The sequence below is a fragment of the Bacillus sp. LNXM65 genome, from assembly GCF_002998575.1.
Taxonomy (GTDB): Bacteria; Bacillota; Bacilli; order Bacillales; family Bacillaceae; genus Bacillus.
On record NZ_PVRB01000005.1, the window covers coordinates 235,266 to 252,878 of the forward strand.

At 43.5% G+C, this 17,613-nt stretch carries 15 protein-coding genes; 3 read left to right on the forward strand and 12 right to left on the reverse strand.

Annotated elements, in window-relative coordinates; genetic code table 11:
- Nucleotides 1-24 precede the first annotated feature (24 nt).
- The 3 genes from C6Y03_RS11765 to C6Y03_RS11775 form a co-directional block, all read right to left on the reverse strand.
- The gene (locus C6Y03_RS11765) at nucleotides 25-972 is read right to left on the reverse strand and encodes a dihydrodipicolinate synthase family protein (RefSeq protein WP_060595495.1); all 948 of its coding nucleotides are present in this window, start codon (nucleotides 970-972) and stop codon (nucleotides 25-27) included.
- 329 nt (nucleotides 973-1,301) lie between these two features.
- Nucleotides 1,302-2,123, reverse strand: a complete 822-nt coding sequence (gene nadE / locus C6Y03_RS11770; protein ID WP_034664190.1) for an ammonia-dependent NAD(+) synthetase — start codon at nucleotides 2,121-2,123, stop codon at nucleotides 1,302-1,304.
- Nucleotides 2,124-2,321: 198 nt separating this feature from the next.
- Entirely contained in the window at nucleotides 2,322-2,918 is a 597-nt protein-coding gene (locus C6Y03_RS11775) for a DUF1989 domain-containing protein (RefSeq protein ID WP_106031565.1), read from the reverse strand.
- A 79-nt stretch (nucleotides 2,919-2,997) separates the two neighbouring features.
- Between C6Y03_RS11775 and C6Y03_RS11780 the strand changes: the two genes are divergently transcribed.
- Nucleotides 2,998-4,350, forward strand: a complete 1,353-nt coding sequence (locus C6Y03_RS11780) for an amino acid permease (RefSeq protein WP_106031564.1) — start codon at nucleotides 2,998-3,000, stop codon at nucleotides 4,348-4,350.
- Here the strand turns inward: C6Y03_RS11780 and C6Y03_RS11785 are convergent.
- From C6Y03_RS11785 to C6Y03_RS11815, 6 genes are all read right to left on the reverse strand, one after another.
- Complete coding sequence (locus tag C6Y03_RS11785) at nucleotides 4,345-5,103, reverse strand: YqcI/YcgG family protein (protein WP_106039349.1); 759 nt, start codon at nucleotides 5,101-5,103, stop codon at nucleotides 4,345-4,347. The two genes, C6Y03_RS11780 and C6Y03_RS11785, sit on opposite strands and share 6 nt — an antisense overlap.
- A 440-nt stretch (nucleotides 5,104-5,543) precedes the next feature.
- Nucleotides 5,544-6,173 (reverse strand): LysE family translocator, encoded by a 630-nt coding sequence (locus C6Y03_RS11795; RefSeq protein WP_034664197.1) that lies wholly within the window; start codon nucleotides 6,171-6,173, stop codon nucleotides 5,544-5,546.
- A 112-nt stretch (nucleotides 6,174-6,285) separates the two neighbouring features.
- The gene (locus tag C6Y03_RS11800; protein WP_106039350.1) at nucleotides 6,286-7,479 is read right to left on the reverse strand and encodes an MFS transporter; all 1,194 of its coding nucleotides are present in this window, start codon (nucleotides 7,477-7,479) and stop codon (nucleotides 6,286-6,288) included.
- A 54-nt stretch (nucleotides 7,480-7,533) separates the two neighbouring features.
- Entirely contained in the window at nucleotides 7,534-8,580 is a 1,047-nt protein-coding gene (locus tag C6Y03_RS11805) for a Gfo/Idh/MocA family protein (RefSeq protein ID WP_060595489.1), read from the reverse strand.
- Nucleotides 8,577-9,443, reverse strand: coding sequence for an HAD-IIB family hydrolase (locus C6Y03_RS11810; RefSeq protein ID WP_106031561.1), 867 nt, complete (start codon nucleotides 9,441-9,443; stop codon nucleotides 8,577-8,579). Before C6Y03_RS11810 ends, C6Y03_RS11805 begins: the two co-directional genes overlap by 4 nt.
- Nucleotides 9,418-10,743: a DegT/DnrJ/EryC1/StrS family aminotransferase gene (locus C6Y03_RS11815; RefSeq protein WP_106031560.1), complete on the reverse strand. Its 1,326-nt coding sequence runs from the start codon at nucleotides 10,741-10,743 to the stop codon at nucleotides 9,418-9,420. The genes C6Y03_RS11810 and C6Y03_RS11815 overlap by 26 nt, the downstream gene beginning before the upstream one ends.
- Nucleotides 10,744-10,852: 109 nt before the next feature.
- Between C6Y03_RS11815 and C6Y03_RS11820 the strand changes: the two genes are divergently transcribed.
- Nucleotides 10,853-11,842, forward strand: a complete 990-nt coding sequence (locus C6Y03_RS11820; RefSeq protein ID WP_060595486.1) for a LacI family DNA-binding transcriptional regulator — start codon at nucleotides 10,853-10,855, stop codon at nucleotides 11,840-11,842.
- Nucleotides 11,843-12,048: 206 nt separating this feature from the next.
- Here the strand turns inward: C6Y03_RS11820 and C6Y03_RS11825 are convergent, their stop codons facing one another.
- The 3 genes from C6Y03_RS11825 to C6Y03_RS11835 all read right to left on the reverse strand — a co-directional run bounded on the left by C6Y03_RS11825 (nucleotide 12,049) and on the right by C6Y03_RS11835 (nucleotide 16,306).
- Nucleotides 12,049-13,671 (reverse strand): L-lactate permease, encoded by a 1,623-nt coding sequence (locus C6Y03_RS11825; RefSeq protein WP_066031359.1) that lies wholly within the window; start codon nucleotides 13,669-13,671, stop codon nucleotides 12,049-12,051.
- Nucleotides 13,672-13,710: 39 nt separating this feature from the next.
- On the reverse strand, nucleotides 13,711-14,658 hold the full coding sequence (locus tag C6Y03_RS11830; RefSeq protein WP_060595484.1) for an L-lactate dehydrogenase: 948 nt from the start codon (nucleotides 14,656-14,658) through the stop codon (nucleotides 13,711-13,713).
- A 217-nt stretch (nucleotides 14,659-14,875) separates the two neighbouring features.
- A complete protein-coding gene (locus tag C6Y03_RS11835) occupies nucleotides 14,876-16,306 on the reverse strand; it encodes a YfcC family protein (RefSeq protein WP_060595483.1) in 1,431 nt (476 codons plus the stop codon).
- Between the two features lie 153 nt (nucleotides 16,307-16,459).
- On the opposite strand from C6Y03_RS11835, the gene C6Y03_RS11840 reads away from it, so the two are divergent.
- Entirely contained in the window at nucleotides 16,460-17,587 is a 1,128-nt protein-coding gene (locus C6Y03_RS11840) for a M20 peptidase aminoacylase family protein (protein WP_106039351.1), read from the forward strand.
- Nucleotides 17,588-17,613 lie beyond the last annotated feature (26 nt).

Genomic DNA, 17,613 nt, shown 5'->3' on the forward strand with positions numbered 1-17,613 from the left:
CTTCATCATGAAATTAATGGTCTGTTATCTACTGACGTTTTCCTTAAGCAAACCAACACTTTGAAGGCCCTGGCGAATCTCTTCTTTCTCCTTATGAGTTAAAGGTAAGACCGGCTTCCTAGCAAGCGAACTACTGATTAGACCTCGCTGGTACATCGCTTCCTTCATTCGCAGATGAGAGGTAGATGAAGGTTCATCCATTTTATACACAGCATGCTTTAATTCGAAGATTCTATCGTAAACTTTATTGGCCGCTACAAGATCTTTTTCTTCCACACATTTCACAAGTTCAGCGATCAAATCTGGCACAAAACAGCCGAAACCTACAAGTGCTCCATCAATCCCTTGAATTAATGTTGGCAATAAATATTCATCGTGACATGTGAGTAACGATACATCTGGTGCATGTTTTTTCAATGCCCGCACATCGACCTCGTATTGTGCCATGTCTCTTTGACCAATTTTAAACGAGACAACATTCTCAATTTCTGACATTTCTAGTAATTGATTGGTTGTATATGAGGTTTTTGTCCAAGTTGGATATTGATGTACGATGATTGAAATGTCAATCGCTTCTGCAACTTCTTTAAAGAATTGGACAGGTGACTCAGGCTGCATACCGAATCTTAGCCATGAATGTGGCGGCATGAGAAGTATACCTTCTCCGCCAGCTTCTTCAACGGCTTTTGCATGTTGGATCGCTTCAATTGTCCCTTCAGCAGAAACCCCAGAAATGACAGGTACTTCCCCTTTTAATTCGTCGGCTGCAATGCGCACAGCCTCAGCTCGTTCATGTGGCAGTAAAGTCATAATCTCGCCAGTATGTCCATTGACAACGATACCGTTAATCCCTTTGTGCTCCGCCACCCAACGGACAAGCTTACGAAAAGCAGGTTCATCAATTGAATAGTCATCTTTAAAAGGAATTAAGACAGCCGGGAATACACCGCTCCATTTTTCTTTATTTTTCATCAACAAATTCCTCCCCATTCGATTATAGTAAACGTTTACGGTAAGCGTTTACGTAAACAATCATAAAATGACATAACGGAGATTGTCAACTTAAATTTTTAGAAAATTTTTATTATTCAAATAACAATACAATCAATTTCATTTTTCTAGTAAATAATATAGGTTTGTTTTATTTCTTAAATGATTAAGCAATATCTGCTGGTTAAAGTTGCTGATTATCATCCTAAATACATATTCAATAAGAGACCATTATAAATAATTTTATATTTTCCAAACAGTATTTTTACTATAAAAAACCTCTCCATCACAGGAGAGGTCTCAGGCATTCCTTATTTCCACCAGTCATCAAACATGGAAGCTGGTACTTGGCGTTTATGCTCTGATTGAACATAGCGCTTTTCAATCGCTTCTGCTGCTTGATCTGACACTGGCTTACCTTCTAAGTAATCATCAATTTCATTGTACGTAATGCCAAGTTCTGTTTCATCCGTTTGCTGAGGTTTGTCATCAAGCAGATCCGCTGTCGGTTTCTTTAAGTATAGGCGCTCAGGTGCTTGCAGCGCTTCTAGCAGCATCCGGCCTTGGCGTTTCGTCAGACCTGTGAGCGGAAGAACATCTGCACCGCCATCACCATACTTCGTGAAGAAGCCGGTTACTGCTTCAGCTGCATGATCTGTACCGATGACAAGTAATCCTTCTTCTCCTCCGACAGCATACTGCGCGATCATTCTCATGCGTGCTTTGACATTTCCTTTATTAAAGTCAGACAACGGGCCGCCTGTGTCCTTTTGATATTGTTCACTGAATGCCGTCACGGCAGGCGCAATATCATATTTCCACGACTTGTCCGGCTGAATAAATGATAAAGCGAGCTGTGCATCATCTTCATCCTGCTGCACACCGTGCGGGAGGCGCACCGCAATAAAGACTGCCTCTTCTTTTCCTTCTTGACGCAGCTCAGATGCAGCCAGCTGTGCAAGACGGCCAGCGAGCGTTGAATCCTGTCCGCCGCTAATGCCGAGGACGAATCCTTTTGCGCCAGTTTTTTTCAAGTATTCCTTTAGAAATCCAACCCGCTTTTCGATCTCCTGCTTTGGGTCAATTGAGGGCTGCACATGCAACTCTTGGCTGATCTTTTTCTGCAAACTCATACACTTTTCCTCCTAAGCATCCTCTACATGAAGAGAACAGGTTTTACTCTGAATTCATTGGTTTGACAACGTTTTATGAGTCTTCATTATACCATGTTTTCAAGAAGAACATTTTGTTAGACGTTCCCCTATTTCATTAATGATCAAACATTCACAAAAGAAAAAGACCATGTCTATAAGGACTGGCCCTTTTCTTTTTCAATCAATTTCTACCCGTATAGATGTACAGGCTGCGCCATTACACTTCCCAATATCAGAAGGACATGCGGATACGGCCACAATGAGATCCATTTCGGCTCGCAGACGAATGTAATCACCGGGAAGAGATTTTGGGAGCTCCACAGACAGTTTTCCTTTTTCATCAATGACTGTATTCATAAAGGCATTAAAAGGATAGTACATATCCTCCTTAGGAATCCCAAATGGCTCAAAGGCAGTCCGCAAATTATCGTAGCATGTATGCATGACCTCTAAATGCGTCCGTCCGTATAAAAGCTGATACATTTCTTGCCGGCAGGCGGGCATGTATAAATCATGGCATTCGACTGTGTCTTCAATGACCGTAAACATCGGTTTATATAAATTAGAATAGAGCTTATCCCCTTTTTTCACTTTTGACGAAAATAGGCTGTCCATTGTCGCGCCTTGGTCAAATTTTTCATAAAAATCCTTTTCATGATAGGCCATGACATCTGCTACTTGCTGACCTTCAATATCAACGACCCGCATACATTGGCCTTTTCCTAAGCGAAAGCCGTGTCCATCCTTTGGTAAAATGACATATTCTCCGTTCATCACATGCACTCCTTTCCATGTCAGTATGCCCAAAATGTCCCCTTGATCATGTATAAAAAAAGAAGGCGGTCACAAGCTAATGTCATTGAAATCGAAAGGTGTTGCACATGCATTGAAAGAAGAACAAACTTTATCTTGGTGGCAGCTTTCTCTCATCGGAGTCGGCTGTACAATTGGCACTGGTTTCTTCCTTGGTTCCAGCATTGCCATTACAAAGTCCGGTTTTTCCGTCTGCATTTCTTTTTTGCTTGCTGCGGTCGGAACCTATCTCGTCTTTAAGCATTTGGCTGCGATGACAGCCGATAACCCTGATAAAGGGTCATTTTGTTCCTATGCTCGTAAAGCATATGGACGCTGGGCAGGGTTTAGCAATGGCTGGGTGTATTGGTTTGCAGAAATGTTGATTACGGGAAGTCAGTTAACAGCGATTTCTCTTTTTACCCGCCACTGGTTTCCATCTGTTCCGCTCTGGGTGTTTTCTGCGATTTACTCCGCTCTTGCCCTGCTCGTGATTATCATAGGGCTTTCTTCTTTTCAAAAGACAGAAAATGTCCTTGCGGTACTGAAGACAGCGGCGATTTTTCTGTTTATGATCCTTGCGGTGCTTGTGTTATTCGGCATTCTGACAGATCATAAACCGACCCTGCATCTGCCAAACAAAGATCACGAATGGATGCCGCTCGGTGCACTTGGTCTTTGGAATGGATTGATTTACGCGTTTTATGCATTTGGGGGAATTGAAGTCATGGGGCTGATGGCGGTTCATTTAAAAGATCCGAAAGATGCGGCAAAGGCTGGACGCGTCATGCTGATCATTCTAGCGGTCATCTATATCGTCTCGATCGGACTTGCTCTCTTGCTTGTCCCAGTAACAGCCTTTAACGAGAACAGCAGTCCATTTATTACATCATTAGATCCATTTCATTTATCAATCTTTCTTCATATCTTTAATGGCATTTTCATTATTGCCGGCTTTTCGACATTGGTTGCCTCACTCTATGCAGTCACGACGCTGCTTGGCACGATGTCGGAGCATCAAGATGCACCTGCTTGTTTTAAACAAAAAGACCCATCTCATGTCGGATGGCCTTCGATTATTTTAACTGCTGCTGGATTAATTGTCTCGATTTTGCTTGCACTCTTTTTGTCCAAACACATCTACGAGCATCTCACAACAGCAGCCGGCCTTACCCTTCTGTACACATGGGTATTCATTCTGTTCTCAAGTAAAAAGCTATCAAAGCCATCCACTCGCCAAACGTGCGAAATGATTCTTGCGCTTCTCTTGATTGGAGCCGCCATTTCAGGCACTTTAACAGAGGCAAGCGGACGACCTGGCTTTTTTATCAGCCTTGGGATCATTGCAGTGATTGCCATCATGGTGCTATTTATGAGAAAAAAGTGGAAGCAGCAGGATCAGACCGCATCATAATTTCATCATGTTTTTTAATGCAGTAAAAGGACATTTGGCGGAGGCTGGTTTCTCCGCCTCTTCATCTGGGAGAAAGTATTGCTTCCATTCATGATTGGTCGGATCACCGTACCATTTTAATGATGGGTGAACGCTGACCTCATCATACGCTTTGAGCCGCTTGCGAACGAGCTGGCTCATTTTTTGACCAAACTTGGTCGATCCATTCAATTTCTCAAACACCCATCTAGGCTGAAATGCCATCAAGAGATAAGGGAAGTGGCGGCTTTTTCTGAGCTTATGAGCCGGTGTGGAACACAAAATAAAATACGCTTCCCCGTGAAAGCAATACTCCCACTCATGATGATGAGTATCTAGTGGAATATCCTCAGGCCATGGCACTTCATCTTTCTGGTGCAGTCGTTGAAGCAGTGACCAAAACTGCTGCTCAAACTCTTCAAGCGAACTTTCTTTTAAATCCTGCGGTGTTTCAAAAAAACAAATAAATGAAGCATATTGACCCGTTTCTTTCGCACAGCTTTGATATTCTCTCAGCAGCTGGGCTAATTCATCAACCGCTTCCTCTTCCCTCGGATCACCAACAAACCCATAGCGTAAATGATCGAGAAAAAACCCCTGTCTTCCCGGTACACAAGGGAATGTATCTGCCTCATCTCCTACCATCTCTCCAAATTGAGTAAAAGCATCCTGCTTCCATTCTTCTAGTGATCGTAGATTTTGATCAAGGCAACTTTTTGCATACAACTTTGCCATTTCTTCCACCTCGTTTTAGCGTCTTCTCCATAGCCTATGAGAAAAAAAGGCTGTGGTGACTGTCCTTCAACGACTTTCCTTGCGCATTCAAGAGGTGGACGTTCTCGTTCAAATTGAGCATGTATGGTGTCTTTCACTCCATGATGCATGAACAGACAAGTGTATGCAGCCGTCAAGCTGCTTCTTTTAATAGAGCGCTTTTGTATCATTCCTATGATCTGTTCTTCATCAAAAAGACAGAATTAAGCACCCAATAAATGAGGGCTGAGCAAAAGCTAAATAGATAGACAATGTTGCTGTGATAACTGATAAGATCAGCATGCACACATAGTTGAATACTGGAAGAAAAATACGGATGGCAATATCCCACCATTATTCAAGAATGTGTTATGTCTGTCAATCCTTACAAAAAAACAGACTGAATGTATCAGTCTGTTTTTCTACCCAATCAACGCCATGATCCCTTGATACCCAAAATAGGCGCCGAAACCAAGTAAAGATAAACCTGCAAGAACGGATAAGCCATGTAAGACACGTTCACTTAAATAGCGCCTAAACGAACTAGCAAGCAGCGCCATACTGAAATCCCAGATCAGCATGCCGATAAAAATAGCCATGCTGTACATCAGCATTTGAGATGCCCCATACTTTTCAATCGTATTAGCCAAAATACTGCCGTAGATGCCAAGCCAAAATAAAATACTAAGCGGATTGGAAAGAGAAATGAAAAACCCCGTCATGAACGACTGACCAACCGAAGTGTTTCCACCATCCTTTTTCGGGCTCTCCTGCAAATTGATTTTACGCAGACTTTCAATGCCCGTATAGGTCAGAACGAAAAAGCCGAACAGCCACAAAAAGGTTTTCACTAGAGGTGCAGTCAAAAGCTGGGCGACACCAAAATAGATGAGGAGCATATAGACAATATCCGCGGCCATCGCCCCCACACCAAAAATCCACGCGTGCCAAAATCCACTTTTAATCCCTCTGTCGATTTGGGCTGCATTGACTGGCCCAACAGGCGCTGAAAGTGACAACCCTAAAAAGATATAACCAAAAAACACCGCCACATAGACGTCCTCCTTTTGATGCTGACTTGTACATATTATTCAAACGTTCTGTGTTTTAGTACAAGTCCTTTGTCATCTTTTCAGGTGGACTCAAGGAGACATTGGATATTGCTTACCGATCGGCTTTCAGCGCCGATTGCTGCGACAGAACCGTATCCTTTTTCTTAGCACGATTCATTTGAATCGCAGCTGCAAACAGAAGAACAGCTAAGAAGGCGAAAACAAAGACGGCACTTGCTGCTCCTGCCCATTCAAGACTAAAGCCAATCAAGAAGGACAAGCAGGCTCCGCCTAAACTTGCGGCTGCAATAAAGTAACTCGTTGCCTCGTCGATGGCATTTTCAATCATTAATGCAGATGCAGTCAGTGCGATTGGGAACATGCCAGCTGCGCACAGGCCGATGAAAAAGATGAGAAGCAGCTGCGCGGCGATGTGGGTTGTCAGGGCAAATACAACGAGCAGCAGAATCATGAGTGCTGCGCTTAGCTTTAAAAAACGCAGCGGATGCAGCTGATCAGCTTTTCTCGCAATGACAGTTCTGCCAATGACGATCGCTGTCCAAAAGGTAGAAACCGCAAAAAGACTCCAGTTGTCTCCCCCTTTTTCCAGCATGATCGACGGCAAAAAGTTCGCAAAGTTCGTTTCAATCCCTGCGTAGAAAAAAGCAAAACAGATCATGAGCACCACAATCATTCGATTGTTTCGATCAACAAGTAAGGACGGTTTTCTCATCCCATTGGAATTGGAAGAAGAATCCATCTGTCCACGAGGCAATTTGTTCATAAAGGCAAGCCAGAGCATAAGAAAGAAAGTCAGTGCACCGACTTGAAATAAAAACACATAGTGCCACGTCTGTTCAGTGACAGTGAGCAGAATCACAAGTGGAAATAACAGCGCTCCTAACCCAAAAAAGACCTCCATGATGCTGATTCGCTTCGCACTGTTTGCCATCGAAATCACATACGCTCCGGCTGTGGTCTCAAGACTGCCTGCACCGCTCCCAAGAAAAAAACCTGCCAGTACAAGTGTTGTCCAGCCCGGCACCAAAAGCCCAAGGAGAAGTGACCCGATCATCAGCAAAAGACCCATAGTCAGAACAGCGCCATAGCCTTTTTTCCTCACAAGAATGGGGGATAACAGAACACCTGTCAAAAAACCAATAAACTGAAAAAAGATTAAAGAAGATAATTCCCCGGGACCCTTATCGTAACTTGACAGTAAATAAGGAGTTAAGCTGCCAAAAAACACATGAATGGTCCCAATAAAAAAATAAAAGACACAGCCAAAATAAAATACTTTTTTCATCTTTTCACTTCCTCTAAAAAGGAGCGGAGTCATGACATCCTCCGCTCCACCTCTTTAATATGCCCGGGCAGACTTGACAGCCTCTTCCCTCTCGAAGCATGTATTGAGCGCAGCCTGTGCGCGATACCCATCTACAAAATCAGCCACTTTCATATGACATGGATATGGATCAGTATTCACCCAGTGCATCAGCTGATCACGGAACGTATCAGACCATCCGTAAAATTCATTTGGCGGATCTGTCAGCAGGGTTTGCGGCATTTGATGACGCTCCACACACAATCCATCACTGATCTCATATTCGTTTTTCATGTTCGTATGGTATTTGAATACCTTGTCATGACCAACGACTTCTACACTAAATCCGCATTCCTCAGGCTGCGTGCTTTTGGATGTGACCAAGTGAAAGAACACTTGATTCTCCATCTGTCCGAAAATTTCGGTATGATCATCCACCTGCACCTTTTTCTCTTCTTTTTCCTTTACATGTGTCAGCATCTTGGTATTAAGTGATTCTTTCTTCATGTCACTGCCAAATAAGTACCACAGCATATCAATTAAATGAATACCAAGATCCCCTAATGCACCGCTCGTGCGCAGACTCTCACCGCCGTCTCTCCATGAAAATGTCTTTCTTCTGAGGGCACTGTTTTTCTTAAAATGAGTCCTGACGGTCAAAATGCGGCCTAATTCACCATTGGCAATCAAGTTCTTCAAAATATTCACAAAGGATAAGTAACGATAGTTAAAGCCCATACTGGCTTGAACCTGGAACTGTTTGGCTGTCTCCACCATTTCCTTCGCTTCCTTCAGCGACACAGCCATCGGCTTTTCACATAAAATGGGCTGTCCTGCTCTTAGTGCCTGAAGGGCATGGTCTTTGTGACAAAAATTAGGGGAGGCAATGATCAACCCATCAGATGCATCTGCTAGTGTTTCAATACTTGAATACACACGTCCACCGTACTGTTTAATGAATCCCTGTGCAACTGACTCGTGCAAATCATAGACACCGGATAACTCTGCACCTTTGATTGTTGATAATGCTCTTGCATGAGCTTTTGCAATATTCCCTGCTCCAACAATTCCAATTTTCTTCATGAATGTGCCTCCTCATGTTTATACATCACTGTTTTCAGTGTTTCATAGATTCCTTTTGCATACCCATGATGACAAATCTGATGATGGTGCCGCTTGGCTTCGGCCGTCGCATTTTGGACGAGGAAACCATGCGTGACGGATTGAAGCATCCGCAAATCGTTCCCACTATCTCCAAAGGCAAAGCCTTGATCTTTTGATAGATCATATTGGTTCAGCATAAAGCGGACAATTTCATCCTTCCCTGTTCCGACTGGTAAAAAATCGACATCATAGCAATCCGCAGGGTCTCCTGCGAGCGGATTGCATTTGTTAATGTTGACCGCCACCCCGCGCTCTTTGGCAAGTGTTTGGATGAATGATAGATGATGAAGATCTGTCCGTTCATCCTGCTCCTGATAATAGAAATTCTTCTTATACCCTGAGCTGCCCAGCTGCGTTTGCGGTCTGAGATGAATTCCCTTTTCACGTACGGTTTCCAGGATGTCTTCAATTTTTTCATCTGAAAAGCCCTGCGCATCCAGCCGCTTCATCCATTCCGCATCTGGCTGTCCAAAACGGGCTTCCGATGTATACACAATTTCAGTTCCTAAGTTCGACGCAATGAAATGCGGGAATTGATGAAAACCTCCTTTTTCCATTTTACTTGTGACAGAATCGAGGCTGCTTCCCGTGACCCAGCCAAGCATGAGCTGTCCTGCTTCGCTCTTTTCTGCCACAAAGGCTTCCAGCCGCTTTACATCCTCTCTCTGCTCATCGGTCATTCCGTGAGAATAATAGGTTTCATCAAAGTCACAGAAGACGATCCACTTCGGATTTTCCGGCTGATTCAGCAGCTTTTTATTGAATGGAAGACTTGATAACATGATGAACCCCCTCGATGACCTTCTCCTGATCTTGCAGCGGCATGCCTGGATACAGCGGCAAGTGAAGTAATTGCTGTGCTGCTTTTTCCGTGTGTGGAAGTGTCGTACGTTTATACTTTTGAGAAACAAGATTTGTTTGATGCTGATGCGATAGAATCGGGTAATAAACATCTGTTTCTATGCCCATTTCCAGCAATTTCGCTGCAAGCTCATCTCGTTCGCCCTTTAGCACTCTGATCGGGAACAGATGCCAGACATGATCATCCGTCAGCTTCGGAAGCTTCAAGTATCCTTCTTCCTCAAGCGTTTGCAGCTGGTCAATGTATCGCTTTGCTAAGTAAAAGCGTTTAAAGTTTTGTAACCCTAAATACTTCATGCGTTCGAGTCCGATCGCTGCCTGCAAATTATCAATTTTAGAATTAAATCCATAGTCACTGCGTTTGACATTTTTCTTTCCTACTTCAAAGCCGTGATAGCTGATCTCCATGCATTTTTCCGCTAAGGCTTCATCATTTGTGGCGATAGCCCCTGCCTTACCGCAGACGCCAAGGTTTTTGTATGGATTAAAGCTGAGAACAAGTCCATCTCCATATGCACCAAGGCTGCTGCTGCCGATCGCCTGACAGCCATCTTCAATGATTTTCAACCCATGCTGTTTCGCAATCGCCGAAATGGCCTTCATATCCGCTTGCTTTCCATATAAATGAACCGGAAGAATGCATGCCGTTTGATCTGTGATATGCTTCTCAATTTCACTCGGTGCCAAGCAGTAAGTATCTGGATCAATATCGGCATAGACCGGAACAGCCCCAATCGCAAGCACTGCATTTTCTGTTGCAGCAAAGCTATTCGCTGGCAAAATGACCTCGTCTCCCGGATGGACGCCTGCTGATATGAGGCTGATCATTAGGGCATCTGTTCCACTTGACGTGGCAATGACATATTTCTTCCCTAAGTACTCAGCGAGCTGCTTTTCAAACGCCGGAATATATGGCCCTGAAGTAAAACGGCCAGAACTCAATACTTCTTTCAACACCTGCATGATATCATCGATCTCATCCTCTGAAATCAGTTTATCAACTGGCAGAAATGGTATCTTTTTTTCCTTATTTTGTTTATAATGGAAGAGAATTTTTTCCAAGCCTGTGCGCCCTATATCTTGCTCAAGGAACGTCACCAGCTTTTCATTTGCTAGGTGCTTCTCAACTGAATCAGACTTTACTTGAACACCTTGATTGATCATATCCAGCAAAGGAAGATAATCCTTGCTTTTACCTGATATCTTCGTCAATATTTGCATTCCATTCCCTCCAATTAATCAATTCCATTTGTTAATATTTAACTTGTTTCACATTGTAAATGATGTTATCGATTTCAGAACAATAACTTTGTGTAAAGGATTTGTTAATATGTGTACAATTTATGAAATTGCCAAACGCTGCGGGGTTTCAACCACCACCGTTTCCAGAGTGCTGAATCATCATCCATATGTGTCAGAGGAAAAGCGTCAGCTTATTTTACAGGTGATGAAAGAAATGGAATATACACCAAGTTCAGCGGCTCGCACTCTTCGTTCACATCAGACAAAAACCATTGCTGTGTCTGTCCCGGCTGTGGACCATCCTTTTTTTGCACAATTGATTAAAGGCATATCAAAGGAAGTACTGGATCAAGGTTATAAAGCCATCGTGCTTCAGACGTTTTATCAGGAATCGTTAGAGCTTGAAGGGCTTCAATTATTAAAAAAAAGAGAAGTAGATGGGGTCATATTAGGGGCATTAGAAAATCCGTGGGAAAAGATCGAGCCATTTTTAACGAACGGCCCTATTGTCATGGCGAACGAATATCATCAAACAGCAGACATCCCGATTATTGGATACGATGAGCGGGAAGCCGCCTATAAAGCGGTTGACTACTTGATTCAGTCAGGGCGAAGATCGATTGGGTTTTGCTTTGATACTGAAAGCAGTGAAGCACAAAAACAAAGGAAACAGGGCTATCTTGATGCGCTTTCTGCACACGGCTTGCCGCTGCATGACGATTGGCTTTTTGGGGAGGCCTTCACCATTGAAGACGGTTTTCGCTTAATGGATGTCATCCATGACATGAAGAATGCACCTGATGCCATTTTCACGGGTAATGATCAAGTCGCAGCAGGGCTCATTAAACAGGCCATTTCATACGGTTATCAAATCCCTAAGGATCTAGCGGTGATCGGCTATGACAATCAAGACATTTGCGAGGTGACAGCTCCAACAATCACCACAATTGACATCCCGATCGTAGAGCTTGGCCAGCGGTCTGTGCAGCAAATAATCGAGATCCTGCAAGACCAAAAACCATTACAGCGTGAACATATCCATCTGCCTACCCGGCTTGTGACAAGGGAATCGACATAAACAAAAAAGACTGAGAGCTGTCTCAGTCTTTTTTGTTGACAAAGGGCTAAAATGATCTTTGTTTTAGCCCTTTGTCTTCCTTCTTTCAGCGTGATAGAAAACCTTTGCAGTCTAGGAAGGACGAGCACCGGAGCACAGACCTGACAAAGAATGCGAGGGTTTATCTACACGCTGTGACTGAGAGCTGTCTCAGTCTTTTTTTAAACCTATACAAATTGAGCAAGAATGAATGTCCATATACACACAATGCCGAGCAGGATAAAGCTGTACTTCACGGTCTTTTGGAAGAGCTCAGATTCTTTACCTGTTTCTCCAACAGCTGCTGTAGCTATGGCGATGGATTGTGGAGAAATTAATTTTGCCATGACCCCGCCAGTTGTATTTGCCCCGATTAACAAACCTGCCTGTGAGCCGATTTGAGAAGCAGTGACCGCTTGAAGGTTGCCGAATAAGGCGTTGTTACTCACGACAGATCCTGTAATAAACACCCCGATCCAGCCAAGCACCGGGCTGACAAGCGGGAACAAATCGCCTGTTTTGGCAAGTGCAAGCCCAATGGCTGAACTTAGTCCAGCGAAGTTCGCCAAGTTGGCAAAGCCCATGACAAAACAAATGGTAAGAACAGGTACCCAAAGCTCTTTCACTGATGCTTTTAAGCAGGCAGCGCCTTCTGTTAATGTAATATGTCTGCTAAACAACCCTGTCAGCATCACCGCAATCAGAATGGCAGTACCCGTTGCACTGATGACATCAATTTTAAAGATTGCATCAATGGGTGTTTCTGTTTGTGCAATTGGTGGTAATTTCACAATTTGCTGATGCAAAAACGGCATCTTCACTAAAATCGTCGTCCAGTTGAGCGGGCCTCCTGCAGCAAACAATGCTTTAAATGCTGGCAGACTCCATACCGTAATAACGGCGGTTAAAATATAGAACGGAGACCATGCTTTCAGCACTTCAATGCCGCGATACGTTTGTTTCTGTTCAATGGCTGGTGCTCCTTCTTCACGATAAATGTGTTTCGGCTGCCATTTTCGAAGAAATAAAGCCAAAATGCCCATGCTTGCTAAGGCTGAAATAATATTGGCAAGCTCAGGACCCATTGTCACCATTGTGACAGCTTGTAAAATGGCATAACTTCCACTTACAACAAGCAAGGCAGGGAGCGTTTCTTTAATCCCTTTGAATCCGTCCACAATGAGAATGAGCAGGAACGGAATACAGAATGAAATAAACGGAATCGTATACACAAGGGTTTGAGATAACGCAAGCGGCGTCATATTGCCCATTTGCGCCCCTGTAATGACTGGGATACCCACAGCACCAAATGCGCCAGACGCAGCATTGGCAATTAAGCAGAGCATCGCAGCTTTCAGCGGTTTAAACCCAAGCTCTGTTAAGAGAGCGGCACTGATCGCAATCGGTACACCAAACCCAGCGGCTCCCTCTAAAAATGCGTTAAAACTAAAACCAATTAATAAGAGCTGAAGACGTTGATCTTGAGAGATTCCTGCAATACTAGAACGAATGACATCGAATTTACCAGATTTCACAGCAATTTTATAGAGCCATACCGCCATGATGACGATATATCCAATCGGCCACAGCCCATTAGATATACCGAGCAGCACAGCAGATAATGCCTTTTCAATTGGCATATGAAAGAAGAAAACAGCTGTTACAAAGCTGACGATTAAGGTAAAACAAGCGGCTAAAACACCTTTTAACTTAAATACAGTTAATGCAAGCAGGAAAAACAAAATTGGGAGCATTGCTACCAATGCACTCACGAACTCATTACCAAACGGATTATATATTTGCTGCCACATAGTGATTCATCCTTTTCTGCTCAGATAGGTTGCTTTTGATTAAAAATGAGGAGCCAAAATCTCTTTTAACACATTCACACTGTGTGCGAATTGTTCTTTTTCTGTATCATTAAGTGCAAGCTCCATCACTTCTGTTGCGCCATTTCGATTCACAAGGGCAGGTACACCAATGTAGACATCTTCTGCTCCATACTCTCCATCTAAGTAAGTGCTGACGGTCAAAATACTGTTTTCATTGTGCAGGATCGCTCTTGTAATGCGGGCCAAACTCATCGCTACGCCGTAGTAAGTGGCGCCTTTTTTCTCAATGATTTGGTAAGCGGCATGGCGGACATTTTCCATCATCTCATCTAAATCTTCTTGTTTGTATTGATCATTTCTCTTCATTAATTCTGTAATGGGTACACTTCCGATATTCGCATGACTCCACACAGCAAGCTCTGTATCCCCATGCTCTCCAATGATGTACGCATGCACATTGTGTGCCGCTGCTTCAAAGTACTCACTGAGCATGTATCTAAATCTTGCAGTATCAAGTGTGGTTCCACTGCCAATCACTCGCTCTTTTGGCAGGCCACTGAATTTCCAAGTGGCATATGTCAAAATATCAACAGGGTTCGTGGCGACTAAGAAAATACCATCGAATCCACTTTTCATCACATTGTCTACAATGCCTTTAAATATATTTAAATTTTTCTCAACAAGGTCAAGTCTCGTTTCACCTGGCTTTTGGTTCGCACCAGCACAGATACATACAATGTCTGCATCCTTACAATCCTCATAATCTCCATACCATGTATTCACAGGATGCGGAGCAAATGCTTTCCCGTGGTTCAAATCCATGACGTCACCCATTGCTTTATCTTGATTTAAATCGATGACAACCAATTCATCTGTGATCGCTTGATTTATTAATGTAAAGGCATAACTGCTGCCTACAAAACCTGCTCCAATAAGTGCTACTTTGTTTACTTTTTCGTTTGTCATTTATCTCATCCTCCTGAGTAAAACTAGGTTGTTTTTCGTATGTGAAGTATTTCACATTCTTATTGTGCAACACTTCACAAACTTTTGCAAGGGGGTTGCTCAAAAAAAATATGTAGCGAATTTGTGAACACACTTATTGTGCTTTCAATGCGCTGTCTCCATGCATATTTCCACAAGAAAAAAGCTGCCAAACAATTGTCAGCAGCTTTATACATGTTTAATAAGGTCCCCAGTTGATCATAACGCCGATACAAATAAAGACAAGACCAATGACAAACCAAATGAGCGCAAGCGGCACCATAAAACGCAGCCACTTCACATAAGGAATACCACTTGCAGCAAGCACAGCCATCAACACACCTGACGTCGGATTGATACAGTTGACCACCCCTTCGCCAAGCATAACCGCTTCAACAGCTACCTGTCTTGTGATGCCCATTAAATCAGCCAGTGGCGCAAGAATTGGAATAAAGACAACCGCTTCTCCTGATCCTGATGAAATCAAAAAGTGAAGAAGTGCACTCGCAATATACATCCCAATCGCACCAGCAATTGGACTAAATCCTGTCAGCATACTCGCCAAGCCATTGACCACTGTATCAAGCAGCTTACCGTTTTCTAAAATGACAGAAATGCAGCGTGCCATTCCGACAATGAGTGCGCCGTACACAAGGCTTTGACAGCCGACAATAAATGTTTTCGCAATATCATTGGCTGCTAATCCGCCAAGCAATCCAGCAGCAATGGCCATAAAAATGAACACACCTGCCATTTCCTTATCGGTCCAGCCAAGCTGAAGCGCGCCATATAAGAAGCCCCCAAGAGACAATCCGCACACCGCTAAAATCAGCTTATGTCTGCCGGTAAATGCAGGCTTGTCCACAGATTCTGCATCAGATCCGCCAAGCCCCTTCGCAGGAAACCATTGATCACCAAGAAGGCTTCCCTTTTCTTTATTCTTCAGGCGTCTTGTATATAAATAGATGTACACAATACTAGATATAAGAAAGCAAAGATAAATAATGACACGCAGGCCAATGCCAGAAAAGATCGGCAGCTCTGCAATCGTTTGAGATAAACCTAGTGGAGATGGAGACAAAATGGTTGCGTTAAATCCAGCATAACAGCCGATGTAAATGACCGCTGCTCCTGCCACAGCGTCCCATTTCAAGGACCTTGCCACAATAATCCCGATTGGAATAAATCCTATAACAGAATTCACGACAATGCCGGTCGTTCCAAGCACCGAAAATAATCCTCCAACAATACAAATAAACAATAATTGCTTCGTTTGAAACCTGCTGATGACATGGTGAATCATTCCGTTAATGGCACCTGTTTTCTCCAAAATGGCAATGGTTCCGCCAGTAAATAGAATGAGAAAAATAATAGAAGAGGACCCTACCATCCCTTCCTGAATGGCTGTAAAAAAGCCAACGGGACTTACGGGTGATTGATCAATGCGGTGATAGCTACCAGGAACAGCTGTTGTGATTTCCCCTGATGTCTTTCGGTCAAACTCACCCGCTGGTACAAAATACGTTGCAATGGTACAAATGAGCGCAATGATAAATAAGAGAACATACGCATCCGGCATTTGAAGTTTTCGTTTTTGTTTCTCTGGTGCTGATACTGCCGCTGTTTTCATGTGTCAAAACCCCTTTGTCCCGATCGGAATTTCACTTAATTTTCAGAATAATCAAATGATGTGTTATATTATAAACACTGATGATATTTAAGATCAATATTATTTCACTAAAAGAATGTTTTGGCAGATTTTCTGTCAGCAAGGAGGCTACTCATGACAACTTTGACAAACGAAATGCAACAGACCGTGACAGACATCTTTGAACACCTGCACGCCCACCCAGAAATAAGCTGGGAAGAAACGAATACGACGGCTTATCTTGAAGGCATATTAAAAAAAATGGGCTGCAAGACTCGAACATTTGACGACTGTACAGGAGTGATTGGTGAAATTGGAGAAGGCGCACCAGTGGTCGCTGTGAGAGCCGATATTGATGCACTTTGGCAGGAAGTAGATGGTGAGTTTCAACCCAATCATTCATGTGGTCACGATGCACACATGACAATGGCTCTCGGCACCTTCATGGCATTAAAGGAAAAGGAGCTCCCGAACGGCACCATCCGCTTCATTTTTCAGCCTGCTGAGGAAAAAGGCGGCGGCGCGCTGAAAATGATTGAAAAAGGTATGTTAGCAGACGTTGATTACTTATACGGAGTGCATGTGCGCCCAATTCAAGAAACATTAAACGGACGCTGTGCACCTGCAATTTTGCATGGATCGAGTAATCATTACATCGGCACAATTATTGGAGAGGAAGCCCACGGTGCACGCCCGCATCTTGGGGTCAACGTCATTGAAGTGGCTTCTACCCTCGTGCAGAGACTCGCGCATATCCATGTCGACCCAAGAGTTGCACATTCTGTAAAAATGACCAACCTACATGCTGGCGGGGGCAGTTCAAACATCATCCCTGGCAAAGCTTCTTTTACATTAGATGTCAGGGCACAAACAAATGATGTGATGGATGAACTAGAAAAAGAAATTGAAAGAGCCGTACATGCTGTAGCGGATGCCTTTGGCGCTTCCATTACACTTTCAACCGATCACCGTCTGCCTGCCGCAACCTTAAATGAGGAAGCTGTCCAGATCATGTCTCATGCCATTGAACAGATTTTAGGCAAAGAGCAGCTCGATCCCCCGATCGTCACGACAGGCGGAGAGGATTTTCACTTTTATGCAGCAAAGGTTCCGCATATCAAATCCACGATGCTTGGTTTAGGCTGTGATCTAGAGCCCGGTCTACATCATCCATATATGACATTCGACCGCTCTGCTATCTTTACCGGCATTGAGATCTTGACGGAAGCTGTCTATCAAACCCTTCAGCAGCATTCATCATAAAATCAAAAAATCACCCGTTTTTTCTT